This is a genomic window from Mycobacteriales bacterium, from assembly GCA_035504215.1.
In the GTDB taxonomy this organism is placed as follows: Bacteria; Actinomycetota; Actinomycetes; order JAFAQI01; family JAFAQI01; genus DATAUK01.
Map to the genome: position 1 here is coordinate 20,600 of DATJSI010000062.1, position 23,427 is coordinate 44,026.

Consider the following 23,427-nt stretch of genomic DNA (forward strand, 5'->3'; position numbering starts at 1 on the left):
GCCGCCGCATCTGGTTAGCCGCGGTCGCGCTGGAACTCCTCGAGTGCCGCATGGCCTTCCACCCAGGTGTCGACCACCGACCACGCCTCCTCCAGGAACTCCGTGATGGCGGCCTCGTCGCGCGGGATGCTCGGCGCCGGGATCAGCAGCGTGCGTACGTCGACACGAAGGTGGATCGGCAGCCGCCACCATGATCGGCTGCGGCCGTCCGGACTCATCCCGGAGTGGGTGAGAAGCAGAACCGCGGCCTCGGGTGCGGCCTGTAGCGCGGCGATCGCACCCGCGGTCCGCACCGGCAGAGTGTGGGTCCGTCTCATCGCCCGCCGCGCCCGCGTGAGCTCGCCGTGCGTGGCCAGCCAGCGAATCGCATGACGGCGACGCTCCCAGCTGAAGTTGCCGCCCTCGGGAAACAGCAACAGGCACTCGCCGGCGCTCAGGTCGCTCGCCGACCGCCGTACGCCGTTGATCGCGCGACCCGAGCCGTGCCGGACGTAGTACAGCGGCAGGTGGCGTGAGGCGACCGACAGCAGCGGTTCCCAGCGCATCGCCGCCTTGAGCACCACCCGAATGCGCAGCCCGTAGCGCACGGTCAGCAGCCAGGCGATCAGCACCGAGTCGCCCGGTCCGCTGTGCCGGGCGAGCACCACGACGCCCGGCTCCGTGTGCAGGGCCTCAGCGGTGGCCGAGCCCGGCTCGAGCTCGAGCTCGAGGTCGAGCGAGCGGCTCAGCGCGCCCAAGCCGCGCTGCAAGGTACGCCGCACCAGCTCGTCCCAGTCATCGACGCCGCCGGCGATCCGCGCGATGGTGGCCAGCTCCAGCGCGAGATAGCAGGCAACCAGGAGCACCGAGCGCGCCGGCCGGCTGGTTCGTAACAGCAGACCGACCACGACAGCGACCACGAGCGCGAGCGGTGAGACCGCAAGCAGCAGCACCTCGACGACGATCAGGACTCCTGTCGTCAGGAGCCGCAGCGGGTTGCTCATTTGATTCTCTGCAGGTACTCGGCGGTCGCCCGGTGGGCGCGCTCGGCCCGGTCGCCGATCCTGCGCGGGTTGCGGTAGCGCAGCGCGGACCAGGTTGCGGCGTCGCGCGCCTCGAGGCCGGTCGGCAGGACGTGCACAGTCACGCCGTCGGGTAGCTCGGACAGGTCGCGATGGAAGCGGTGCCGGCGGGCGATCTCGAAGGCGACGAAGCCGACCTCCCAGGGGAACCTAGGCGGATGGAGTCGCTCCTCGACCCGCCCGACGTGCAGCACCCAGATCGTGTCGGCGCCGTGCCGCAGGGCGCGACCGATCGGCACCGAGTTGACCAGCCCGCCGTCGAAGTAGTGCTCGTCGCCGATCTGCACCGCAGGGAAGACGCCCGGCAGCGCGGCGGACGCGAGCACCGCTTCGACCAGCGGTCCTTCGCTGAACCAGGTCTCCCGCGCGCCGCCGATACTCGCGGCCACGCACTCGAACCTGACGGCGAGGTCGGAGAAGGTTGCGGGTAGGTGCGCGGTGAGAAGCGCGGCGAGACGGTCGTTCGAGTGCAGCGAGGTGCGGTTGCGGACCCAGTGACTCATCCGGTCGACCGCCGACGCGGCGAGCACGTCGGCGCCGGCGATCTGCTCCCACATCGTGGCGAGGTCCACCGCACCTGCTGGGGTCGGGTCACTGGCCAACACCGCGCCGTTGATCGCGCCGATCGAGGTGCCGAGCACCAGGTCGGGCACGATGCCGGTCTCGAGCAACGCCTGCGCCATGCCCGCCTCGGTTGCGCCGAGCAGCCCGCCACCGCCGAGCACCCACGCGACCGTCGACATCGACGTTTGCTCCTTCTCCGCCAGTTCGCCGTCCGCCGGTGCCCGAAGGCCCGTCCTGGACACAGTCGATCTGCCCAGCCGGACGACTGCTCTCACCTCATGATCAACGGAGCGCACGCGCGGCGCACGGCGCGGATCAACGGAGCGCACGCGCGGCGCACGGCGCGGCGGCACGACCGGTGTGCCCGTGCCCGGTCACTCGCCGGCGGCGCGGGCCCGTCTGCGGGCAGGGTTGCGGCCGGATCGGGCGGCGGCCCGCGGCGGCGTGGTCAGGGTTCCGGCGAGCCGCTGCTCGGCAGCGTCGACGACGCCGAGGTCGGCGCGGATGTGCAGTTCCGCGGCGGTGATGAGCAGGTCGTCGACCGTGGCCGTGTCGGGCGTGCGCGCATCGGCGAGCGCGCGTAGTTCCCTCATCAGATGGCTGCGCTGCCGGTTGAGCACGCCGTCGAGGACGTCGCGGTCGCCGGTGCGCGTCGCCGCCATCATCTTGAGGAAGAAGTCGTCCCGATAGCCGCGCAGTCGCGAGCTGGGCTCGGCCAGCCACTCGTCGAGCTCGCGCCGGCCCGCTTCGGTGACGTGGTGCACGACCCGGTCGGGCTTGATCGGCTGAGGCTCGCGTTCGGACTCGATCAGCCCGTCACGACTGAGCCGGTCGAGCACCTGGTAGAGGTGGCCGATGTTGAGCCCGCCCCACTGGTCGCCGACCGCCTCCTCGAACCGGGAGCGCAGCTCGTAGCCGTGCGTCGGCGAGTCCGCGATCAACGCAAGGACGGCGTGATGCAACGGCATCCGTGCACCTCCCGGCCGTTGGTAACAAGTTCATTTCGGCTTGCCTAGTTACTAGGTAAGGTAGCGCCGATCTTGCATTGTTGCTAGGTAAGAATCCGGACAGTACGACGGAACGAGGTGGGGCCCGTGGGCCGGCTCGCCTTCTCCCAGCTCCGCTACCGGCCGGTGCGGCTGGTCACCCTGCTGGTCGGGCTCGTGCTGGCCACGTCGGCATTCACCGTTCTGACCGCGGCCGCGAAGACCTCGCAGCTACGAACCGTCGGCACGGTGACCTCACACTTCGTGCCGGCGTACGACATCCTGGTCCGCCCGAAGGGCGCGCGCACGGCGCTCGAGGCGCGCACTCACACCGTCCAGCCCAACTTCCTGTCCGGCATCTACGGCGGCATCACGATGGCGGACTACCACCGGATCGAGTCGACCCCCGGCGTAGCGGTCGCCGCGCCGATCGCGATGGTCGGTTACTCGCTGCTCATGACCACGACCGACTTCCCGGTGCCCAAGGCGGCCTACGACCGCCGCGGCCGCCAGCTCTACCGGGTGAACACCACGTGGGTCAGCGAGTCCGGCGCAAGCCGGATCAAGCAGCCGCCGTCGTACCTGTATGTGACGCCGGCCCGGCTCAAGCGAAAGCTCAACCCCTCGCTGGTGACGTACGAGGTGGCTCCCGGCGGCCGGCTCCGCCCGGCCTGCCCGGTCCGGTTCAGCCGGCCGAAGAACCCGTTCGGGCTCGCTGCCCAGTCCGACGCCGTCTGCTGGTCCAAGGTCGACGGCGATCCGCCGTACCGGTCGGTGGCCGGAGGCGCACGGGTGTACGTCCAATGGTCACTGCCGGTCCTGATCGCGGCTGTCGACCCGGTCGCGGAGGCGAAGCTCGACCACCTCAACCGGGCGGTCGTTCGCGGCAGCTACCTTTCGTCAGCGTCGAGCGGGCTGCGGACCGTCTCGCGCCACACCACCACGTTCCCGGTGCTGGCCTCGACCGGCATCGGCATGGACGAGTACGCCGACACGACGCTGCAAGCGCTGGCCAGCCCGCACTCGGCCCCTGACATGACCCTCGGCTGGAGGGCCAGGCATGCGCAGGCGCCCGGGCACCCGATCGCGACCCACCGCGCGTCCGCCGGTCAGGCGTACGCCGACCTGCTGTCTGACCTGAGCCGGCCTGGAGGGCTCGCCAACGGGCTGACCGCGTACTGGAACGTCGGCCCGGTGCGTTACCGGCAGAACGGTAGCGCTGCGCTGGTCCCACAGCAGGTGACGAACAAGACCTCGGTCTGGCACACGCCGCTCACCTCGAACCCCCCGATGGACAACGCCGACACCCAGTACCGGGCGATCAAGGCGCACTCGCATGCCTCGAACAAGTACTCGCCCGACACCGATCCGCTGGCCTCACCCCGGCTGGTCGGGGTCTTCAACCCCGCGAAGATCCCCACGTTCGACCAGCTCGCCGATCTACCGCTGGGCGCGTACGCCTCGACCGTCGCGCGCCCGGACGGAGCGACCAGCAGCCGACTGCTCGGCGGCAACGACCTGGTGCCGAACCAGAACCTCGGCGGCTACGTCGCGCAGCCGGCGAACCTGATCACCTCGCTGTCCGCGCTTCCTGCCCTTCAGGTCGCCGACCGCTACAGCGGCAACCTCCACACGCATGACCCGATCAGCGTGATCCGGGTGCGGGTGCACGGCGTGACCGGACCCAACGCGCTGTCACTCGCGCGGGTCCGTGAGGTCGCGCAGCAGATCCAGCAACGCACGCATCTCGACGTCGACATCGTGGACGGCGTATCCGGTATGCCGACGACGATTGCGCTGCCGGCCAGCCGGCTGGGGGAGCCGCCGCTGCGGGTCACCGAGTACTGGGTGAAGAAAGGCGTCGGGCTCCGCATCCTCCACGCCGTCGACCGAAACAGTGTGGCGCTGTACGTCCTGATCCTCGTCGTGTGTGCGCTGTTCGTCGCCAACTCGGCGACCGCCGCGGTGCGGTCGCGGCGCCAGGAGCTCGGCATCCTCGCCTGCCTCGGCTGGACCCGACCCAGGTTGTTCCTCTCGGTGGTGGCAGAGCTCGCAGCCGTCGGCCTCGTTGCCGGTGTCGTGGGCGCCTTCGGCGCCCGGCTGCTCGCCCCGACCATCGGGCTGCATGCATCCACCGGCCGGGCCGTGCTCGCGGTCCCGGTCGCCGTCGGGGTGGCTGTGCTCGCGGGCTTGGTTCCCGCCGCGCTAGCGGCCCGCGCCGATGCGATCGCGTCCGTGCGGCCGGCCGTCCTGTCGGTGCGACGCGCGCACCATCCCCGCGGTGTCACCGCGCTCGCGGCCACGAACGCCATCCGGACTCCGGTGCGGGTCGTCGTCGCGGCGCTGAGCCTGGCCGCGGGGGTGGTGGCTCTCACCGTGCTCGCGGCGGTCAGCTTTGCCTTTCACGGAGTGCTCGTCGGGACGTTGCTCGGCAATGCGATCGCGCTTCAGGTCCGCAGCGTCGACTACGTCGCAGCGATCGCCACCATCGCCGTGGGCGTGGTGGGCGTCACGGACGTGATCGTGCTCAACATCCGGGAGCGGGCTCCGGAGCTCTCGGCGATTCGCGCGTTCGGTTGGCGGGAGCGCGTCCTCGGCCGCCTGGTCGTGACCGAGGGCGCCATCATCGGGCTGATCGGATCGGCGCTCGGCGCAGGTGTCGGCCTCTATGTCGCGGCGCACTTCGCAGGGCAGCTTCCCGGCCGCTTGTATGCGGTCGCCGCCGTCGAGGTCGTTGCCGGCGTGATCATCACCGCGGCGGCCGCGCTGCTTCCGGCGCAGGTGTTGCGTCGCCTTCCGGCTTCCCATCTCCTGGCGGAGGAGTGATCTCGATGACGCAGAGCGAAAGCGCCCGGCTCGAGCTCGACGGGGTGACCAAGTCCTACGGGCTCGGCCGCGATCACCAGGTGGACGCTGCGCACGATGTCACGCTGACCATAGAAGCCGGTTCGTTCGTGGCGCTCACCGGCGCGTCCGGATCGGGCAAGTCGACCTTGCTTCAGCTGATCGGCGCGCTCGAGCGCGTGGACGCCGGAACAATCCGAAGCGGTGATGTCGACATCACCGGCCTGCGCGGTCGGGCGCTCGCCGACTACCGGCGTACCGTCGGGTTCGTCTTCCAGCGCTACAACCTGCTTCCGGCGCTGACCGCGTTGGACAACGTCATCGCGCCGGTGCTCCCGTACAAGACCGGGTACCGCAAGAAGGACCGCGCGCTCGAGCTGCTCACCGCACTCGGGCTGGCGGACCGGGCCGACTCGCTGCCGTCGCACCTGTCCGGCGGGGAGCAGCAGCGGGTGGCGATCGCCCGGGCCCTGATGAGTACGCCGTCACTCCTGCTCGCGGACGAGCCGACCGGCAACCTCGACTCGGCGACCGCCACCGAGATCCTTGAGCTGCTGGCCGGCCTGCGAAAGACCCATCAGATGACGATGATCGTGGCCACGCATGACCCTCAGGTCGCAGCGCGGTGCGAACGGATGATCCGCCTGCGAGACGGGCGCGTCATCGACGATGTCGACCTGCGCGACGGTTACGCGGCAGCGGACGTCATGCGCCGCGCTGGGCAGCTCGGCTAGCCGAAACGCGTGCTGACGCGGACCGCCAGCAGTGGGTCGGCTACCTCGACCGGATCAGTGGCAAGAACCTGAGCGGCTTCGCCGACCGGTGGTTGCTGTCCGCGACCAGCCCGAGGTAACCCGCGCACTTCGGCAACGCCGGATCCGGCTCACCTGCGCCACTACGATTGCGAGCGGGATCGTGCAGCGGCCGCGGTGACGGATGGGTTGGCTGGCTTGGGGACGCTAGACCTTGGCTCGACCGCTCGTTGGGTGGTCGGCCGTGACGGCGAGCTTGCCGCCGTCCACGACGCCCTTCTCGGCGAGGGGGGAGCGCGTGCGCTGGTCCTTTCCGGGCCGCCCGGAATCGGCAAGACGACGATGTATGAGGCCGCGATCCGGATCGCCGGTGCCGGCAACCACCGGGTGCTGTCCACCGGCGGCAGCAGCACCGAGGCGCCGCGCCCGTTCTCGGCGCTGATCGAGCTCTGCGACGACATCGACGGAGACGAGCTCGCCCGCCTGCCCGATGTTCAACGGCTCGCGCTCGAGGTGGCGCTGCTGCGGCGCACTCATGACGCCGAGCCACCCGATCCCCGGGCCATCGCGCTCGGTTTTCGGGCGGTCGTTCAGAATGCTTGCGAGTCCGCGCCGATGCTGATCGCCATCGACGACGTCCAATGGATAGACCCGTCCTCGCTCGACGTGCTGAGCTTCCTCGCCCGGCGGCTCAGGCACGAGCAGGTGTGCTTCGTCATGACCAGGAGCTCCGAGGCACCAGTAACGATCGAGCGGTCGTTCGCGAGCGACGCCGTGCAGTTGTTGGCGGTCGGGCCGCTGAGCTTCGGTGCGGTGCGCCGGTTGCTGCTCGACCGTCTCGGGCTCAGCCTTCCGCGCTCGGTGCTGCACCGCATGGTCGACGTCACCGGTGGCAACCCGCTGTTCCTGCTCGAGCTGGGCCGGGAGCTGCTCGCCCTCGAGACTCCGCCCAGCGTCGACAACCTGCCGATCCCGGCCCGGATCGAGGAGCTGCTCGAGCGGCGGGTCGACGAGCTGCCACCGGGTGCGCGGCGGGCGCTCATGCTCCTCGCGTTGTGCCCTGACCTCGGCCTCGACGGCCTGGCGCAGCTGGTCGGACCGGACCCGCTCGACGACATCGTCGACCTCCGTCTCGTGCAGGTCGACGGCCATCGCGTCCGTCCCACCCATCCGCTGCTCGGTGCGGCCGCGGTTCGCGATGCCGGGCAGCGGGTTCGCCGCGAGCTGCATCTCTCGCTCGCCGCCACGATCACCGACCCCGAGCAGCAAGCGATGCATCTCGCGCTGGCGAGTACGACGACCGACCACGAGCTGTCCGGGACCCTGGCCCGGTCGGCTGCACGAGCCTCCGCGCGCGGGGCCAGGCAGCAGGCGGCGGAGCTTGCCGGGCATGCGCTTCGGCTCACGCCGCCGCAGTCGGCGTACCGCAGCGAGCGGGTGCTTGCATTCGCGGAGTGCCTCGAGACCGCGGGTGAGATGCAGCGCATGACCGATGTCCTCACCGCAGAGATGGATGCGCTGCCGCCGGGACCCGAGCGGGCGCGCGCGTGGCTGATGCTGGCCGAGGGCCCGGGGTCGCGCAGTCTCGCCGACCTGGCGGAGATGCGCCGGCTCGCGCTGGCCGAGGCACCCGACGACGCGGTCGTGCGCGCACGCGTGTTGGCGAAGCAGGCGTCGAACGCCGCCGCGAGCACGATCACGAACATCCCGCAGGCTGCGAGGTGGGCGGCGGAAGCGGTCACCCTGACCGAAGCCGCGGCGCCGGCGCTGCGGCGCGCCGGGCTCTACGCCCTTGCCTGGACGAGGGCGATGAGCGGCCAACCGCTCAAGGACCTCTGCGCGCTGTCGCGCGCGACCTCTGACGTGGACGCCTACATCGCGGTCACCCCGGAGCGGGTGGCCGGCCAGCGACACGTCTGGCGCGGCGAGATCCCTGCCGGCCGCGCCATTCTCGAGCGCCTGCTCGCGCTTGCCGACGAGCGCGGCGAGGTCGAGTCCTACGCGCTCATGCGCCTGCACCTGTGCGAGCTGCACCTCCGGGTTGGGGAGTGGGACGCCGCGGGTGCGCTGCTGAGCGAGTGGGCCGAGTCGGCGGACCGCGAGCTGATGTTCCGTCCGAAGTACGAGCGATGCCGCGCGCTTCTTGCGGTCGGCCGGGGGGACGCGGCCGAGACCAGCGAGTGGGCGGGACTGACAATCGCGCGCGGCCGGGAGACCGGATGCCGCTGGGACGAGTTCGAAGGGCTACGGGCATCCGCGATCGGGATGCTGCTGAACCACGACCCGGGCGGCGCCGCGGAGCAGTTGAGCGAGGTGTGGGAGTCCTGTGCGGCTGAGGGGGTCGCCGAACCGGGCGTGTTCCCGGTTGCTCCCGACCTCGTGCAGGCGCTGGTCGACATCGGCGCGGTCGATCGGGCGGCAGACGTCGTTAGCCGGTTGCGGGCCTTCGCGGCGGCCAATGCTCACCCCTGGGCGTCGGTCACGGAGCAACGCGGTTCGAGCCTGGTGGAGCTGGCCGACGCCGACGGCGATCATCGCGGCGCCGCAGACCGACTCGGAGCCGCAGCCGCCGAGTACGACCGCCTCGGCTTGCGCTTCGACGCTGCCCGCTGCCTGCTCAGCCTCGGCCGGGCGCAGCGTCGGCTCCGCCAGTGGGGGTCGGCGCGGGCCGCGCTCGAGCAGGCCGCGACGATCTTCGACGGGATCGGGTCGACCGGATGGGCCGGCGACGCCCGCGCCGAGCGCGATCGGACCGCCGCTCGAGGGAGCACCGCCGCCGGTCTGCTGACGCCGTCGGAACGGCGTACCGCTGAACGCGCCGCCGAGGGGATGTCCAACAAGGAGATCGCGCGCGAGCTCGGCGTCACGGTACACACCGTGGAGGTGCACCTCTCGCGTGTCTACGCCAAGCTCGCAGTGGCATCCCGCGGGCGGCTGGCCGCTCGGCTGCGCTTGCCCGATGCTGATCAGCCGGACCCGGCCGAGCCAGGCTGATCGCTGAGCCCGACCTGGTCGAGGGGTCCGGTTGAACATTGAGGTTTCCCGTTATTGAGGGGTGGCCGGCCAGGCCTTAGCGTTCGCGCCGATGCCTGAGTACCTGCTCGAGCTGTACGTCCCTGCCGACGGTGCAAGCGCGGCCGGCACGGGCGCGGGCAGCGTCCGCCGGGCTGCCGAGCTGGTCACCATGCGTGGCGGGGTGGCGCGCTACCTGCGCTCGATCTACGTCGCCGCGGACGAGACCTGCTTCGTCCTCCTCGAGGCCGAAACGATCCAGACCGCGCTCGAGGTGGCGCGGCTCGCGGCCGTGCCGTCGAACCGGGTCAGCGAGGTGGCGGGCGAGCTCAGCGATGCCGACCGGCAGCCAGTCGCGGGCAGCCTGGCGGAGGGGACGCAGTGACCGCAGGCGCGGGGATGCCGATCAGACCGATCAACGACGAAACGGTGGGAGCTCGATGAGCACAGTCCTGTACGCAAAGCCCGGCATTCGGGTCGAAGGCAAGAAGGCGAAATGGGGGTACCTGATCGTCACCGACGAGAAGGTCGTCCACGTCAGCCCGAACATGATCTACCTGAAGATCCTCCTGGTGGGGTTTGTCCCGTTCCTGATCTTCGGCGAGATGATCGCGCGCAAGCACGCCGCCGAGTGGGCAGCCAACCCGCCGGAGAACTCACGGGCGGTCAGCTTCGGGAACGGCGTCTCGATCAAGCCGGGGCGCTTCCGCGTGAACAGCAAGCTGCTGGGCGTGGCGACGCCGGACGGCAACGAGTACGTGTTCGGCATGCCCTACAAGAAGGCCTACGGTCTGCTGAGCCCGGCGCTCACCGGCCGGCAGGTCAGCATCGCGCCTGCGTGACCGAGAACCCGGCGACCGCAACGTACGTAGTCGGCTGTGGGACAGCGAGCGGAAGGAGCTCACGGTGACGGTTGGAGAAGGCTTCGGTGGGTTCGGGGAGGCCGAGCCCTTCGGGGCGCAGTTCGAGCAGCTCGACACTGCACCGGAGGACGCGGCGAGCGGTCAGGGCGGCGACTCCGGCGACCTGAACACCGCGATGAGCGACGCCGAGAACATCGGGTTCAACGATTCCAGTGACTTCGGTGCCGGTCTTACCGGCGACGGGCTGCAGGTCGGCGACGCCGTACAAGGGCTCGAGGACCTCGCCGAGGGCAACTACGACGGCGCACTCGGGCAGGCGGGCTCGGTCGCGCTCGACCTCGGGATCGGGGCCGCCTCCTCGGAGCTGCCCGGTATCAACGGTGCGGGTGCCGTGATCGGCGACCTGATCGACGGCAACTACGGCAACCTCTACGCCGACACCGAGAAGTCCGGGATCGAGACCGGGATGGCGATCGCGCTCGGCGCGGCCGGCACCGCCGTGCTCGGGCCGGCCGGCACGTTCCTCGGTTCGGCGGTCGGCGACTTCGTCGGCGATGCGATCGCGCCGGCGGTCGAGGACGCGGTCTCGGACACGTTGAGCACGGGCGAGAACGTCGTCGACGACACGGCGTCGGCCTTCGAGAACGCCGGGAGCGACATCGAGAGCGGCAACGTCCTCGGGGCGGTGGGTGACGTCGCGATCGGCGCCGCCGACGACGGCGGAGACCTGCTCGAGGGCGTCTACAACCTCGGTGGTGACGGGCTGGAGGCGGCGAAGGATCTCGGCGTGCAGACCTTCGGCCTCGGCGAGGATGTCGTCGACGACTCGGTGAAGGGTGCGGAGTACGTCGGTGAGGGGGCTGAGGACGTTGCCAGCGCGGTCGGAGACGGAGTCTCCGACGCTGCGAGTGCCGTAGGCAGCGCGGTCGAGGACGCAGCCGACGACGTGGAGGACGCCGCCGACGACGTGGGCGACGACATCGAGAGCATCTTCTAGCACCGGTTTTCAGGGCGATTCCGGCGATTTCGGCGGTTCGCGGCCGCGGTCGGGGAGGCACTCTCCAGGCCTATTGTCCGGCGTACCGGCGGAACCTAGGATTCGCGGCGACGGCCGATTGATGACGCGGCTCGTGCATCGCCCGGGGGGGCTGCGCCGTCATTCATTGGGTCATGTCTGGCTCGATATGGGGGCACTTCATGCACACCCGGGTTCTGCTTCGACGCACGCACGTCCTGGTGATCGCATCGGCTGCGGTCGCCATCGCGGGAACACTCGTCCTGCCGACCTTCACCTCAGCCGCGGCCGCGACGTACCGGCCGGCGGTGGCGAGCGTGCCGCATCCGGTCAGCGACGGCGCGGCTCGAGACCTCGGGGCGTACACCCCGGCCCAGACCATCCGCCTCGCGGTCGGCTTGCAGCTGCCGCACCCGGCGGCGGAGCAGCAGTTCCTGGCCGCGGTCCAGGACAAGTCCTCGCCGCAGTTCCACCGGTTCCTGAGCGAGCCGGCGTGGACAGCTCGCTTCGGACCGAGCCCCGCGGCGCAGCAAGCGGTGGTGTCGTGGGCCCAGCAGGCCGGGCTCACCGTCACGCACCTGTACCCGAACCGTCTCGTCGTGGATCTGTCCGGCACCGTCGGGACGATCGAGAAGGCGCTGTCGGTCCAGATCAACAACTACCGGCTGAACGGAAAGACCTTCTTCGCCAACGCCCAGGCTCCGGCCGTGCCGGCATCGTTGACCGGCTTCGTGGAGTCGATCCAGGGGCTCAGCAGCCTGCAGACGATGTTCCCGGCGTCTCCGACCGCGCACGAGCCGGCCAGCCCGGCCTACGTTCCCGGTCCGGTCGTCTCCAACGGTGCGCACGCCAGCGCGAACGGCAGCCGGTCCGCTTTGAAGCACGCCATGCGCGCGTCGCGAGGCATGACTCCGAACATCACCGACGGCGCCTACGACCCGACCGATCTCTACAGCTCCCAGGCCTACGACTTCACCGCCCTTGCCGGAGAGAGCGACTGCTGCAACCCGCTGGGCAACTCGGGGAACTCGCCGGCGCAGACGTCGATCGCGATCGCGACCTTCGGCTCGCAACAGACGAGCGACATGGTCGGGTTCCACGACCAGTACCCCTACCTGGCATACGCCTTCCAGGAGAAGAACATCGACGGCTCGCCCGCGTGCTGTGACGCCGAGGGAACGATGGACTTGGAGTGGGCTACGGCGATGGCCAACAGCTTCGGCGCGTCGCAGAACACGTCGAAGGTCTATCTGTACGACGGCGCAAACTTCAACGACGCCACCTTCACCGACATCTACAACGACATGGTGAGCGACAATGTCGCGAGGGTGTTCAGCACGAGCTGGTCGTGCACGGAGAACTTCGGCTGTAACTCGTCCGAGATGTCGACGCGAGATGCGATCTTCAGCGAGATGGTCGGCCAGGGCTGGACGCTCGTGGCGGCTACCGGAGACCGTGGCGCCTTCGACGACTGCTCCCACCTGTCAGTGAGCTTCCCGGCCTCGGACCCGAACGTCGTCGGTGCCGGTGGGACCGAGCTGAGCCTGAGCTCGAGCTCGAAGTATGTGAGCGAATCGGCGTGGAGCGGGGGCCCGGACGGATGCGGGTCCAACGACGGCGGCTCCGGCGGCGGCTGCAGTGCGGTGTACAGCGCGCCGTCGTACCAGAGCAACGAGCCGTGCGGAAGCGGGTCGCGCGCCGTGCCCGACCTCTCGTTGAACGCGGACTGGTACCACACCCCCCAGAACTTCTACTTCGACGGATCGCTGAGCGGCAACGGTGGCACCAGCATCGTTGCGCCGGAGCTGGCCGGCTTCTTCGCACAGGAGGACTCCTATCTCCTGAGCGAAGGCAGCATCTGTGGGTCCGGCTCGTCGCCCTGCGCGCCGATGGGCAATGCCAACTACCCGATCTACGAGTCGGGGATCGATGGCGCGCCGCACAACCCGTACTACGACATCACGTCGGGCTGCAACTCCAACGACGTCGGCACGGGGTACTGCGCCGGCACCGGCTTCGACCTGGTGACGGGGTGGGGCTCGGCCAACATGCTCCAGCTCGCCTGGGCGATGAACTGGCATCTGTTCGCCGACGACGGCCGGCCCGACGTCACCTTCACCGGCCCGACGGCGGGTGTGTGGTACCGCACCGACCAGACGATCGGGATAGATGTCGCTGATACCGGTGGCGGCTTCCCGGCGAGCGGTGTCGCTGGCTTCAGCGATGCGTGGGACGCCGATCCCGGTGATCCCGCGAGTGAGGCGACTCCTGGCTCGGGCAACCCCTTCTACGCGGGTCCCGAGTTCGTCAAGGAAACGTCCGCCTCCCTCGACCTGGCTTCTGAGGGGCAGGGCTGCAACACCGTCGACGTCGAGGCATGGGACAACATGGGGCTGCAGTCCGGCGACCAGACCGACGGACCACTGTGTTACGACAGCGTCCCACCGTCGATCACCAAGGCGCCGAGCCTGAGCATCCAGAGCAACGTCCATCTCGGGTCGAGCGTCCCGGTCACGGTGCGCTGGCATGCGACAGACGCGACCAGCGGGGTGAACCACTACACGCTCTACGAGAGCAAGGGCGGCGGCTCGTTCACCAAGTACGGCGTCACAACATCGTCGTCATTGACGTTGCACCTGGCTACGGGTCACAAGTACCGGTTCAAGGTGTCGGCGACGGACAACGCCGGCAACACCAGTACTACCAAGGCCGGCAAGACCTACACGCTGACCCGCGTGCAGGAGACGTCCAAGTCGATCGCCTACTCCTCGGGCTGGAAGCGGCACTCGCTGTCCGGCGCCAGCGGAGGTCACGTGAAGTCCGCGAAACACGGCGGCAGCACGGCGACCTTCTCCTTCCACGGGTCGCAGGTCGCCTGGGTGTCGACCGAGGGCCCGAAGTACGGGTCGGCGAAGGTCAAGATCGGCTCCGGAAAGGCGACCAAGGTCAGCCTGCACACATCGACCGCCGAGGCCGGATGGATCGTCGACGTCATCTCGACGTCGTCCGCCTCGCACAAGCTCGTGATCAGTGTGCTCGGCACGAAGGGACACCCGAGGGTCGACGTCGACGCGTTCATCGTCCTATCGGACTGACGTCAGGCGCGGCCGGCATCGACCGGGTCGCCGAGCCGGTACAGCATCCGGCGACGTGCAGCATCGCGTCGCCCGCACTCAGCCGGCGACGCCGGCTCGCTCGACTACTTCGGGCAGCCCTTGGCAGCCGAGGTGAAGGTGCCTGCCTGCAGGCCGCCGAGCGTGCTCTCGTAGGCGAACCACGAGCCCGAGTCGGATTGGGCGGTCAGGCAGAAGCCGGTCGAGCCGGTCTTGCCGGAGACCCGTTCGCCGTTGTCATCGGTGAGATACGCCTTGATGGCACTGACGTGGTCGGATTTCTCGTACTGCACGGCGTACTTCGCCGTCGTGCCGATGTCGGTCGAGAACTCGCCGGTCGACACCATGTAGTCCTCCTCGGCAATCGCGCCATGGTGCAGATCGCTCTTGGCCTGGGCGTCGTAGCTCGTCGAGATCTGATGGAGATAGACGGGTATGGCGATCGCGGCGAGGATGCCGATGATGATGATGACGACCAGCAACTCGATCAACGAGAACCCGCCCTCGGGATTCCTCGTCGGGCGCCTCGGCGGATGCATGCGCAGTGCTCCCCAACTTAGATGCATAATGCATGGACAAATGGGGTGTCGACCTCCAGAAATGGACTCCGCATAGCCCGTTCGGCCCATTCCACCGCTGTCTCCGCCACTGATGTCCGGCCGGCTGTCGGGCCCGGGACGGTGTGCGGCCTCAGCGGTAGCGTGCGAGCCGGCTGACGGCCGTGTCCTCACAGGCCGGCACCGAGCTCGCCATGGCGAGCCGGCCGGCCGACACGATCCCGACCGGCCTGCCGCGGGCGGTCACGGGCAGCTGATGTGCCGACTGCCGGCGCATCAGCCGGTCGGCTTCGGCGATCGTCGCGGTCTGCTCGACCGCGGCGACCCGGCGGCAGATGTCGCCGAGCTTGGTCCGGGCCGGGTGGCGTCCTTCCACAATGGTGCGCACGATGATGTCGCCATCTGTCAGGACACCGCGGATGGTGCCGGCCTCCAGCACGATGACGGCGCTTACGTCGGCTGATGTCATTCGTTGCGCCGCATCGGAAAGTGAGGCCGTGACAGGGAGCGTGACCGGGTCCGGCGTCATGACGTCGCTGAGGCGCACCGGCTTTGCCGGCGGCCCTTCGGGAGGCGAGGCAGACGCCGTCGTCAGCCTCCGAGCGCGCATCATTGCACGTCCGTGACGATGGCTTCGGCGACGCCGACTCGTTCGAGAAGCCAGCGGACCTGGGGTTGTGGTCGGATGATGTGTAGCCGGCGGCCGGAACGTTCGCAGCTGGTCGCGGCTTCTTCGATCGGATGGCTTCCGGTCACCCCCAAGAACGCGACCTCGGAGAGGTCGAGCGCGACCGTCCGCCACGGACCGGTGACAGCTCGGATCAGTTGGCCCTTGAGCTGCGCAACGTTGGCGATGTCAATCTCGCCGCGCACTTGCAGGAGGAGTGTGTCGTCGTACGCGACTTCCGCGAACGGAAGGTCCTCGTTCCAGGCACTCATTGTGTGAACGCCGGCAGCAACGCGAACAATGACGGCTCACCCTTCGCTCTTGCGACCCCGGGTGTTTTTGCGACTCCGGGTACGGCGTCTCGGTTCTGGCGTGGCCCGGTCGAGGTGGGCGGTGACTCGAACCTGCTCTCCAGGCGGTAGCTCGGCGAGCCGGTTGGCCATCGATCGGGGAGGGTGGTCGCCGAACACGATCCGGCGTGCTCTCATCACGGGCTCGATGCTGCTCGCTTCGGCGACCTCGACGGTCAGGTAGCCCATGGAGTCGAACCGACCGCCGACACTGTCGAGGAAGTCCTTCAGTCGCTGGAAGCAGTTCAGTGCCTGTGTCTCCGGGGTCCCGCCGGGCGACTCGAATCGTGCGACGGTCATGAAGATGGTGCTAGGCGTGCGGTCATGTTCGATCCTTACCCCATAGGTGCATAATGCACACATGCATAGAGCAACGATGTGCCCGACCCAAGTACGCTCCGGCCTCGCTCTGGCGCTGGGAACCCGGCCGTTGGCAGCGGCCGGCGGGCAATGACGCTGGCAAGGCACCGCGTCGAACGGGGATCGACTCGGGCATGGACACACTGACCGGCTCCCGGCAATGACTGGCGCGCCGCGTTCGACGCCTTACTCGGCGCGGGCGATGTCTGGACATCGTGCCGGCGCCATAGTTCTCGCCGGCATCGACGGCACCCGAACCTCGATGCGTGCCGGCGCCTACGCCGTGGGCCTTGCGCGACGTCAACGCTCCTGCCTCGTGCTGGCGCACGTAGCGTCGCGGCCCAATCTGGCGATCGAACCCTCGTTTGTCGCGTCGGGCGTTACGGCGAACGACGAAGCGGTCGCTGACCTGTGGCACGAGGTGGGTACAGAGGTTGACCTGGCGAGCATGGAGGTGGAATACGTGACCGGCCAGGGCGAGGTGGCCGCCGAGCTTGCCCGGATCGCCTGTGATCTCGGTGCAGCGGCGGTCGTTGTTGGAGCGTCCGAGCAGCTGCGGCATCGGTGGATCGGTTCGGTCGGCGCCCGGCTGGTCGCCCGGCGATTGTGGCCCGTGGTGGTCGTTCCCTAGCCCTCGCGCGACGGTGCGACCTCAGGGCGGCTAAGGCGCGCCGCTCGCGACGATTCGCCGGTCGAGCAGCCAGCTGAAGACTCGTAGCGCGTCGGGGACGGTCCAGTCGAGGGATGGGTTGGGGTGCATGAGCGCGGCCTGTCCCTGGGAGCCGAGGAAACGTGCAAGGCGACGAGGTGGCGCCAGGCCCTGGGTGTCGGGGCTCCCGTCGATGACGTACCGCTCGCGACCTTCGCGATCGAGGTAGATCAGGTCGTCGGAGTGCACGATGTCGTAGGTCAACGGCTTGCCCGTGAGCCAGTCGGTGTCGGCGGGCGTTCCCTCCTTGACCCGGCGGTCGTAGACGCCGAAGTAGTGCCAGAGCCGGTGCGTGTCGGGAGGGCTCGCTCGCAGCAGGATCCAGTTGCTCGGCTCGGCGCCGTACAGCTTCTGGTACGCGCGTAGCCGGTGCAGCGTGTCGCGGTGCGGGTCGAGCGTGATCTCGAGCAGCGCCGTCTGCGACTGGGCACCCTGGGCAGCGAGGGCTCGGGCCGTGGCCGCAGTGTTCGCGGAAATCAGTGGGCAGATGTCGGTGCACAGGGTCATGAAGTCCGCGATCATGACCGCCTTGCCACGAAAGGCGGCGAGGGTTGTGGTCGTGCCGTTGGCTTCGGTCAGTGGCATGGTGGCTAGGTCGGTGGGCAGCGCTCCATCGGCCTGCGCGCCGATCCGCGCCGACGGTGCCGGTATCCGGCCGGAGGAGGTCGTGCCCGCGCATCCGGCCAGCAGCGCCCCCGTCACGGCGAGGGCGATGATCGGGCCGGCCAGCCGGGTGCGAGTCATCGGGCTGCGCCGGAGGGCGGTTGCGGGTTCTTCGATCGCCGACGTGGTTGGGCCGGCGGGGCCGCGGGCGGCGCGGGCGAGCTGATGATCGAGGAGAGGTCGCCGACCTGGTCCGCCTTCACGAGCACGGTGAGCCGATCGCCGCGCGCGAGCACGGTGTCGGGCTCGACGGTGAGGCTCTCAACCGCGCGCCGAACCCCAAGCAGGAGGCTGCCGGCCGGCCATGCGACCGCCGCGACGCTCTGCCCGACGGGTGGAGTGTCGCGGTCGAGAAGCAAGTCGACGATGCGGAAGCCCCGAAGTTGTGGCTCAGGGAGTGCGATCGGCTCCGAGCCTGGCTCCGGCGGTGCCGTGCTCGCCTGCGACGCGGCTTCGATGCTCGAGACGCCGGCATGCAGGTGCTCGTTGTACGCGCGGAGCACGTCGCGATGGGTGAGCCAACCCTCGACCCCTTGTCCCCCGCGCGAGACGACGGGCAGGCCTGAACGGTCGTTGGCGACGAGCAGTTTGAGGGCGTCTTCGAGGGTCTGGTCGGGATGGATCGTCGGGGTGAGGATCGCGAGATCGCCGGCGGTCGCGTCCAGGCTGTTGTCCCGAGCCGCGGCCTCGATCTCGGCGGTCGTGACGCTCCCGCGGTAGATCCCGGACCCGTCGACAACCGGCAGGGCGTCGGTGCTGGCGGCGTCGAGGCTCCCGATAACGTCAGCGAGCGTGGCGTCTTGGGAAAGCGGGTGCGGCACCGGCTGCATCGCATCCCGAACCCGCAGGAGGGTCATGATGTTGGCCGCCCGCCCGCGCATGATGTCGATGCCACGTCGTCGCAGCTTGAGGGTGTAGATGCTGTCGGAGCTGACCAGGTGGCTGACCCCCGCCGCGAGGACGATCGCCACCATCAGCGGCAACACGATGCGGTAGTCGCCGGTCAGCTCGAAGATGATCAGTACGGCGGTGATCGGCGCCCTGGCTGCACCCGCGAAGACCGCGCCCATCCCGATCAGGCCGTACGCCCCCGCCGGACCGGACGTTCCGGGGAACAAGCCGTGCGCCAGATCGCCGAACGCGGTGCCGAGCATGGCGCCCATGAACAGCGAGGGTGCGAAGACGCCACCCGAGCCTCCGATGGCGATCGTGAGGCTGACCGCGAGCAGCTTGCCGGCCATCAGCACGAGCAGGAAGCCGCCGTGGTAGTGCCCGCGGACGCCGGCTTCTAGGACGGGGTAGCCGACGCCGTACATCTCGGGCAGGGCGAGCAGCAGTGCGCCGAGGAGCAGCCCACCGGTCGCCGGACGGAGCCATACCGGGCCTGGCCACCAGCGGTCGAACAGGTCCTCCATCCCGTAGAGAACCTTGATGAAGGCGACGCCGACGAAGGCGGCCACCAGCCCGAGGAGCGCGTAGAGCAGGTAGTCCCAGCCCGAGGCGAGGCTGAACGCGGGCAGTGCGAGGAACGCCCGGCTGCCGAAGGCCGCTCGGCCGATCACGTCGGCGGTGACCGAGGACAGCACGACGACCCCGAAGGACTCAGCGGCGAAGTCCTGCAGGATCAGTTCGAGCCCGAAGAACACCCCCGCGATCGGGGCGTTGAAGGTGGCCGAGATGCCGCCGGCGGCGCCACACGCCACCATCAACCGGAGTCGTGATTCAGGCAGCCGGAGTCGCTGCCCGATTGTCGAGCCCAGCGCGGAGCCGATCTGCACGATCGGGCCTTCGCGGCCGACCGATCCTCCGGTGCCGATGCACAGTGCCGAGGCGAGCGATTTCACGATGGCAACGCCCGGGCCGATCCGACCGCCGCGTTCGGCCACCGCGAGCATCACCTCGGGGACACCGTGGCCGCGTGCCTCCTTGGCGAACCGGTCGATCAGCGGTCCGTAGATCAGGCCGCCGATCACGGGCACCAGCAGCACGAAGTAGATCCCGAGACCGGGCAGGTGCGGGCTGCTCACGTGGCCGGCATCGCTGTAGTCGCGCCGGCCGGTGGCGAGCTCGGTCACCCACAGGATGAGGTAGCGAAAGAGGACCGCACCGGCGCCCGCGCCGGCCCCCACGACGAGCGCGAGCGGGACCAGTCCTGTCGCCGATCCGCGCAGCCAGTCCGAGGCGATCCGTCGCCAGTCCTGCGGCACCGGCAGAGCTCCGGGCGCGAACCTCCGGCTGGGGGTGCTCACAGCGATAGGCCCAACCCGAGCGCCGTATCCGTCGCTTCGCCCGCCGCATCGGTGAACACTCGCAGCGCCTGGATCAGGCTGGCCTGGTCACTCGCGGAGATGCGGGACAGCACTCGGCGCAGGTCCCGTCGACGTCGTGCCGTGACCTCGTTGACCAGCCGCCTGCCCTCGGCGGACAGGCGCAGTTCGACCTCCCGGCGGTCGCTGTCCCGGTGGGCGCGTTCCATGAGCCCCTTGCGGACCAGGCGATCGCACATCCGGGTTGCCGTCGACGGCGTCACGTCGAGCGCGTCTGCGAGGTCCACCGGACGGAGTGCGCCACGCGTAGCGAGCACGACCAGGGCACGGTACTGCGGCAGCGTCACCTGATCCTCCACCCTTCCGAGCGACCGCGCCGCGATCGCGACGAGCGCACGGCTCGCCGAGACCAACAGTTCGGTGGCGGAGTCCTCCACCGGATCGGGCCTTGGTCGCTGCACAGCAGCCAGTATTGCATTAGTACAACCAATGTTTATCTGCATGCAGCAGGGCAAAGGGAAGGATGGACAGGGAAAGGGAGATTCGCCTTGGTTCAGCTCGCCCAGCGTCGAGCCGCCAGAGTTACGGCCGTGCTTCGGCTGGGCTGGGCTGCCGCACTGCTCCTATCACGACGCCACGGTTCGGCACATTGTTCACGGCCCCGAAGAGTGGTAGTGGGTTTGCTGGTTACGCGGCACGCCGTGCAAGGGCTCGCCACGCTGCTGCGCCCCACGCGCAATACCTTGCGGATCGGCGCGGCGATCGACGCCACTCATGCGGTCTCGATGGTCGGTGTTGCTGTGCTGCGGTCGGGTGAGACACGGCGGCTCGCCGCCGCTGATGCGGGCATCGCCGGGGGAGCCGCCGTCGAGGATCTGCTGCTGTTGCGATCCGGACCGGCCCGGTGACCGCTGCTGATGCGGCGTGCCCCCGACTCGAGCCGGTTCCACTCGAGGACTACGCCGTACTCGGGGACGGTCGCACCGTAGCGCTGGTCGCATCCGACGGACAGATCGACTGGTTCGCGACACCGGTTCTGGATGCCGAACCGGTGTTCGCCGGTCTCCTCAATCCCGCCGAGGGCGGCACGATCGGAATACGCCCGACTGCACCGTTCGAATCCCGCCGTCGATACCTCCCCAACACGAACATCGTTGAGACCACGTTCACCACCGATTCGGGCGTGGCACGTCTCACCGATGCTCTGACGGTCGGCACCTCCGGGCCGCTGCCGTGGAATGAGCTGGTCCGCCTGGTCGAGATTCTGTCCGGTGAAGTCGATCTGTTGTGGTGGGTGTCCCCGGGCGACCTGACCGGTAGCGCCGGACCCTGGACCCGCAAGCTCGGCGATCGGGTCACGCTGCACTGTGGCAGCCAGGTTCTCGGGGTCCGCGCCTATGACTTCGGGCCGATGACGATCGACCCGCACGCCGTTCGAGGCCGCGTCCTGCTGTGCCAGGGCGAGACGGCCACGCTCGGCGTCACGGGCAGCGACGCCGGCCAGGTCTGGTTGCCCGATCGAGGCTCGATGCTGGCCCGGCTGAACCGGACCCGCGACCGGTGGGTCGACTGGGCCAGCCAGATTCACTACGAGGGCCGTTGGCGCGATGCGGTGATCCGCTCCGCGTTGGCGCTGAAGTTGCTGGTCCACGAGCCGACCGGAGCCATCGCTGCGGCCGGCACGACCTCGCTGCCCGAATCGATCGGGGGGCAGGCGAACTGGGACTACCGGTACATGTGGGTGCGCGACACCGCCTATGCCGCCGACGCGCTCATGCGCCTCGGCCTCGGGGAAGAGACCCACGCCGTAGTGTCGTGGCTACTGCACGCGGTCCGAGAGAGCGCCCCGGACCTTCGCGTCATGTACACCCTCGACGGCGCTCCCGCGCAACCGGGAGCTGAGATCGACGCTCCCGGCTATCGGAACAGCCGACCGGTTCGGCGTGGCAACGACGCGGTCGGCCAGCGTCAGCTCGGCACCTATGGAGATCTGTTCGACACCATCTGGACGTACGTGCGCAACGACCACGTTCTCGATGTCAGGACCGGAAACACCCTCGCTGCTTACGCCGACCAATGCTGCGACACCTGGCGACATACCGACTCGGGGCTGTGGGAGCTCAGCGATCAGCGCCACTACACGGTGTCCAAGATGGGTTGCTGGATCGCGCTCGATCGCGCGATCAAGCTGCACAACGCCGAGCAGGTCGCGACGACGCACGTCGGCCGGTGGGTCGCGGAGCGTGACGCAATCAAACAATGGGTGGACACACACTGCTGGTCGAATGAGCGTCGTAGTTACACCTTCTACGCGGGAACCGATGATCTCGATGCTGCCGTTTTGCTGGCCGGCCAGGTCGGGTTCGATCGTGGCGAGCGCCTCGCCTCGACTATCGCTGCGATCGGGTCCGAGCTCGTGGAGGGCCCCCTGGTCTGGCGCTACAGCGGCACTCGCGAGCGTGAAGGCGCGTTCGTCGCATGCACGTTCTGGATGGTCAACGCGTTGCACCACACCGACCAGCGCGACCGTGCCGAAGGACTCATGGAGGCAGCCGTCGGCCTGGCGAACGACGTCGGCCTGTTCTCCGAGGAGATCGCCGCCGACCGCTCGTTCCTCGGCAACCTTCCACAGGCACTCAGCCACCTCGCGCTGATCAACGCCGCAACCAGCCTCAGCGAGCAGGCCGAGTCGGGCGAACGGCCAGCCGCCAACAGCGACGTTCGTGCTGATGGCTCGCCCACGTCGATATCGAGGAGCGAGCCGTGTCCGAGCTGACCGTCGGCGGCGCCGCGTTGGGATGGGCGGCGCTGAAGGCCGTCCTCATGTTCGTGGTCGCGGTGGGCGGCCTGCGGCTCGGTGAGCGGCGCACGCTGGCGCAGCTCGGAGCCTTCGACTTCGCGGTGGCCGTCGCGGTCGGTGCGTTGATCGCCCGCACCGCGACCTCGTCGACCACGTCGTTCGCCACCGGAGCGGTCGTGCTCGTCACCTTGCTCCTCGCGCACCGCGCGGTCACCGAGCTCCGCCGGCATCACTGGATCGGCGCGCTCGTCGATGCTCCCCCTCGCGTCCTGATCGCAGATGGGAAGCCGCAGGAGCGGGAACTCGCCCGGGTCGGGCTGACTCGCGGTGACCTATACGCGTTGCTGCGCGAGAACCGCGTTGCCGCCGTCGACGACGTACGGTTCCTACTCTACGAGAGCCGCGGTGCGCTCACTCTGGTGACTACCGACGACCGGATCGGGCCGCTGGTCCGTGATGCGCTTGCGGCCGCACAAATCACGGTGCCTGATGCCGGCGATGCGGTCGCTCGAACCGACCCGCCGGCACGCTCCGACCGCGGCGGGAGCCTGCCTCGTGCCCACTAATCCCGGTCCGACCAGTGACTCGCTGCACGCCGCTACCCGATGGCAATGGGCCGCCGTGACGATCATCGGGCTCGGCTCGGTTGTGGGTGGCATCGCGCTCATCGAGTGGAATTGGCCGCTGTTCTGGACGGCCGTCGGTTTCATGGTCGCAGGGGTCCTTCTCGCCTGGCGCCTCCACATCATGGATGCGGTCAGTGTCTGGAGCCCGCCGCCGGAGCCGACTGCACCGCATACCACCACTCCGCCTCGATAGGCGAGGCGCGGTTCTTCGGGCCGCT

General features: G+C 69.2%; 22 protein-coding genes. 12 read left to right on the forward strand and 10 right to left on the reverse strand.

Annotated elements, in window-relative coordinates:
- Nucleotides 1-14: 14 nt before the first annotated feature.
- From VME70_07705 to VME70_07715, 3 genes are all read right to left on the reverse strand, one after another.
- Nucleotides 15-983: a 1-acyl-sn-glycerol-3-phosphate acyltransferase gene (locus tag VME70_07705; GenBank protein HTW20077.1), complete on the reverse strand. Its 969-nt coding sequence runs from the start codon at nt 981-983 to the stop codon at nt 15-17.
- Nucleotides 980-1,804 (reverse strand): patatin-like phospholipase family protein, encoded by an 825-nt coding sequence (locus tag VME70_07710; GenBank protein HTW20078.1) that lies wholly within the window; start codon nt 1,802-1,804, stop codon nt 980-982. Before VME70_07710 ends, VME70_07705 begins: the two co-directional genes overlap by 4 nt.
- Nucleotides 1,805-1,999: 195 nt before the next feature.
- Nucleotides 2,000-2,593: a PadR family transcriptional regulator gene (locus VME70_07715; GenBank protein HTW20079.1), complete on the reverse strand. Its 594-nt coding sequence runs from the start codon at nt 2,591-2,593 to the stop codon at nt 2,000-2,002.
- Nucleotides 2,594-2,719: 126 nt separating this feature from the next.
- On the opposite strand from VME70_07715, the gene VME70_07720 reads away from it, so the two are divergent.
- The 7 genes from VME70_07720 (at nt 2,720) to VME70_07750 (ending at nt 14,192) form a co-directional block, all read left to right on the forward strand.
- A complete protein-coding gene (locus VME70_07720) occupies nt 2,720-5,437 on the forward strand; it encodes an FtsX-like permease family protein (GenBank protein ID HTW20080.1) in 2,718 nt (905 codons plus the stop codon).
- A gap of 5 nt (nt 5,438-5,442) precedes the next feature.
- On the forward strand, nt 5,443-6,189 hold the full coding sequence (locus VME70_07725; GenBank protein ID HTW20081.1) for an ABC transporter ATP-binding protein: 747 nt from the start codon (nt 5,443-5,445) through the stop codon (nt 6,187-6,189).
- A gap of 252 nt (nt 6,190-6,441) precedes the next feature.
- The gene (locus VME70_07730; protein ID HTW20082.1) at nt 6,442-9,201 is read left to right on the forward strand and encodes an AAA family ATPase; all 2,760 of its coding nucleotides are present in this window, start codon (nt 6,442-6,444) and stop codon (nt 9,199-9,201) included.
- A gap of 91 nt (nt 9,202-9,292) precedes the next feature.
- Nucleotides 9,293-9,604: a hypothetical protein gene (locus VME70_07735; protein ID HTW20083.1), complete on the forward strand. Its 312-nt coding sequence runs from the start codon at nt 9,293-9,295 to the stop codon at nt 9,602-9,604.
- A 55-nt stretch (nt 9,605-9,659) separates the two neighbouring features.
- The gene (locus VME70_07740) at nt 9,660-10,061 is read left to right on the forward strand and encodes a hypothetical protein (protein HTW20084.1); all 402 of its coding nucleotides are present in this window, start codon (nt 9,660-9,662) and stop codon (nt 10,059-10,061) included.
- A 64-nt stretch (nt 10,062-10,125) separates the two neighbouring features.
- On the forward strand, nt 10,126-11,079 hold the full coding sequence (locus VME70_07745) for a hypothetical protein (GenBank protein HTW20085.1): 954 nt from the start codon (nt 10,126-10,128) through the stop codon (nt 11,077-11,079).
- Nucleotides 11,080-11,252: 173 nt separating this feature from the next.
- A complete protein-coding gene (locus tag VME70_07750; GenBank protein ID HTW20086.1) occupies nt 11,253-14,192 on the forward strand; it encodes a protease pro-enzyme activation domain-containing protein in 2,940 nt (979 codons plus the stop codon).
- 104 nt (nt 14,193-14,296) lie between these two features.
- Here VME70_07750 and VME70_07755 read toward each other — a convergent pair whose 3' ends face one another.
- The 4 genes from VME70_07755 to VME70_07770 form a co-directional block, all read right to left on the reverse strand.
- Entirely contained in the window at nt 14,297-14,749 is a 453-nt protein-coding gene (locus VME70_07755) for a prepilin-type N-terminal cleavage/methylation domain-containing protein (protein HTW20087.1), read from the reverse strand.
- A 151-nt stretch (nt 14,750-14,900) separates the two neighbouring features.
- Complete coding sequence (locus VME70_07760; protein ID HTW20088.1) at nt 14,901-15,380, reverse strand: CBS domain-containing protein; 480 nt, start codon at nt 15,378-15,380, stop codon at nt 14,901-14,903.
- Complete coding sequence (locus tag VME70_07765; GenBank protein ID HTW20089.1) at nt 15,377-15,706, reverse strand: STAS domain-containing protein; 330 nt, start codon at nt 15,704-15,706, stop codon at nt 15,377-15,379. The genes VME70_07760 and VME70_07765 overlap by 4 nt, the downstream gene beginning before the upstream one ends.
- A gap of 36 nt (nt 15,707-15,742) precedes the next feature.
- On the reverse strand, nt 15,743-16,084 hold the full coding sequence (locus tag VME70_07770) for a hypothetical protein (protein ID HTW20090.1): 342 nt from the start codon (nt 16,082-16,084) through the stop codon (nt 15,743-15,745).
- Nucleotides 16,085-16,346: 262 nt separating this feature from the next.
- Here VME70_07770 and VME70_07775 point away from each other — a divergent pair, with 262 nt between their 5' ends.
- On the forward strand, nt 16,347-16,775 hold the full coding sequence (locus tag VME70_07775) for a universal stress protein (GenBank protein HTW20091.1): 429 nt from the start codon (nt 16,347-16,349) through the stop codon (nt 16,773-16,775).
- Nucleotides 16,776-16,805: 30 nt separating this feature from the next.
- Here VME70_07775 and VME70_07780 read toward each other — a convergent pair whose 3' ends face one another.
- The 3 genes from VME70_07780 to VME70_07790 are packed head-to-tail and all read right to left on the reverse strand — an operon-like array spanning nt 16,806 to nt 20,220.
- Nucleotides 16,806-17,597: an SCO family protein gene (locus tag VME70_07780; GenBank protein ID HTW20092.1), complete on the reverse strand. Its 792-nt coding sequence runs from the start codon at nt 17,595-17,597 to the stop codon at nt 16,806-16,808.
- Nucleotides 17,594-19,765, reverse strand: coding sequence for a chloride channel protein (locus VME70_07785; GenBank protein HTW20093.1), 2,172 nt, complete (start codon nt 19,763-19,765; stop codon nt 17,594-17,596). The genes VME70_07780 and VME70_07785 overlap by 4 nt, the downstream gene beginning before the upstream one ends.
- Nucleotides 19,762-20,220, reverse strand: coding sequence for a MarR family transcriptional regulator (locus tag VME70_07790; GenBank protein ID HTW20094.1), 459 nt, complete (start codon nt 20,218-20,220; stop codon nt 19,762-19,764). Before VME70_07790 ends, VME70_07785 begins: the two co-directional genes overlap by 4 nt.
- A gap of 237 nt (nt 20,221-20,457) precedes the next feature.
- On the opposite strand from VME70_07790, the gene VME70_07795 reads away from it, so the two are divergent.
- The 4 genes from VME70_07795 to VME70_07810 are packed head-to-tail and all read left to right on the forward strand — an operon-like array spanning nt 20,458 to nt 23,402.
- The gene (locus VME70_07795) at nt 20,458-20,691 is read left to right on the forward strand and encodes a hypothetical protein (protein HTW20095.1); all 234 of its coding nucleotides are present in this window, start codon (nt 20,458-20,460) and stop codon (nt 20,689-20,691) included.
- Entirely contained in the window at nt 20,688-22,559 is a 1,872-nt protein-coding gene (locus tag VME70_07800; protein ID HTW20096.1) for a glycoside hydrolase family 15 protein, read from the forward strand. The genes VME70_07795 and VME70_07800 overlap by 4 nt, the downstream gene beginning before the upstream one ends.
- A complete protein-coding gene (locus VME70_07805; protein ID HTW20097.1) occupies nt 22,547-23,149 on the forward strand; it encodes a YetF domain-containing protein in 603 nt (200 codons plus the stop codon). Before VME70_07800 ends, VME70_07805 begins: the two co-directional genes overlap by 13 nt.
- Complete coding sequence (locus VME70_07810) at nt 23,139-23,402, forward strand: hypothetical protein (GenBank protein HTW20098.1); 264 nt, start codon at nt 23,139-23,141, stop codon at nt 23,400-23,402. Before VME70_07805 ends, VME70_07810 begins: the two co-directional genes overlap by 11 nt.
- Nucleotides 23,403-23,427: the final 25 nt, after the last annotated feature.

Coding starts and splice junctions, on each gene's coding strand:
- VME70_07755 (HTW20087.1), bottom strand. CDS start 14,749: ATGCATCCGCCGAGGCGCCCGACGAGGAATCCCGAGGGCGGGTTCTCG.
- VME70_07780 (HTW20092.1), bottom strand. CDS start 17,597: ATGACTCGCACCCGGCTGGCCGGCCCGATCATCGCCCTCGCCGTGACG.
- VME70_07740 (HTW20084.1), top strand. CDS start 9,660: ATGAGCACAGTCCTGTACGCAAAGCCCGGCATTCGGGTCGAAGGCAAG.
- VME70_07715 (HTW20079.1), bottom strand. CDS start 2,593: ATGCCGTTGCATCACGCCGTCCTTGCGTTGATCGCGGACTCGCCGACG.
- VME70_07735 (HTW20083.1), top strand. CDS start 9,293: ATGCCTGAGTACCTGCTCGAGCTGTACGTCCCTGCCGACGGTGCAAGC.
- VME70_07750 (HTW20086.1), top strand. CDS start 11,253: ATGTCTGGCTCGATATGGGGGCACTTCATGCACACCCGGGTTCTGCTT.
- VME70_07770 (HTW20090.1), bottom strand. CDS start 16,084: ATGACCGTCGCACGATTCGAGTCGCCCGGCGGGACCCCGGAGACACAG.
- VME70_07765 (HTW20089.1), bottom strand. CDS start 15,706: ATGAGTGCCTGGAACGAGGACCTTCCGTTCGCGGAAGTCGCGTACGAC.
- VME70_07760 (HTW20088.1), bottom strand. CDS start 15,380: ATGATGCGCGCTCGGAGGCTGACGACGGCGTCTGCCTCGCCTCCCGAA.
- VME70_07710 (HTW20078.1), bottom strand. CDS start 1,804: ATGTCGACGGTCGCGTGGGTGCTCGGCGGTGGCGGGCTGCTCGGCGCA.
- VME70_07725 (HTW20081.1), top strand. CDS start 5,443: ATGACGCAGAGCGAAAGCGCCCGGCTCGAGCTCGACGGGGTGACCAAG.
- VME70_07775 (HTW20091.1), top strand. CDS start 16,347: ATGTCTGGACATCGTGCCGGCGCCATAGTTCTCGCCGGCATCGACGGC.
- VME70_07705 (HTW20077.1), bottom strand. CDS start 983: ATGAGCAACCCGCTGCGGCTCCTGACGACAGGAGTCCTGATCGTCGTC.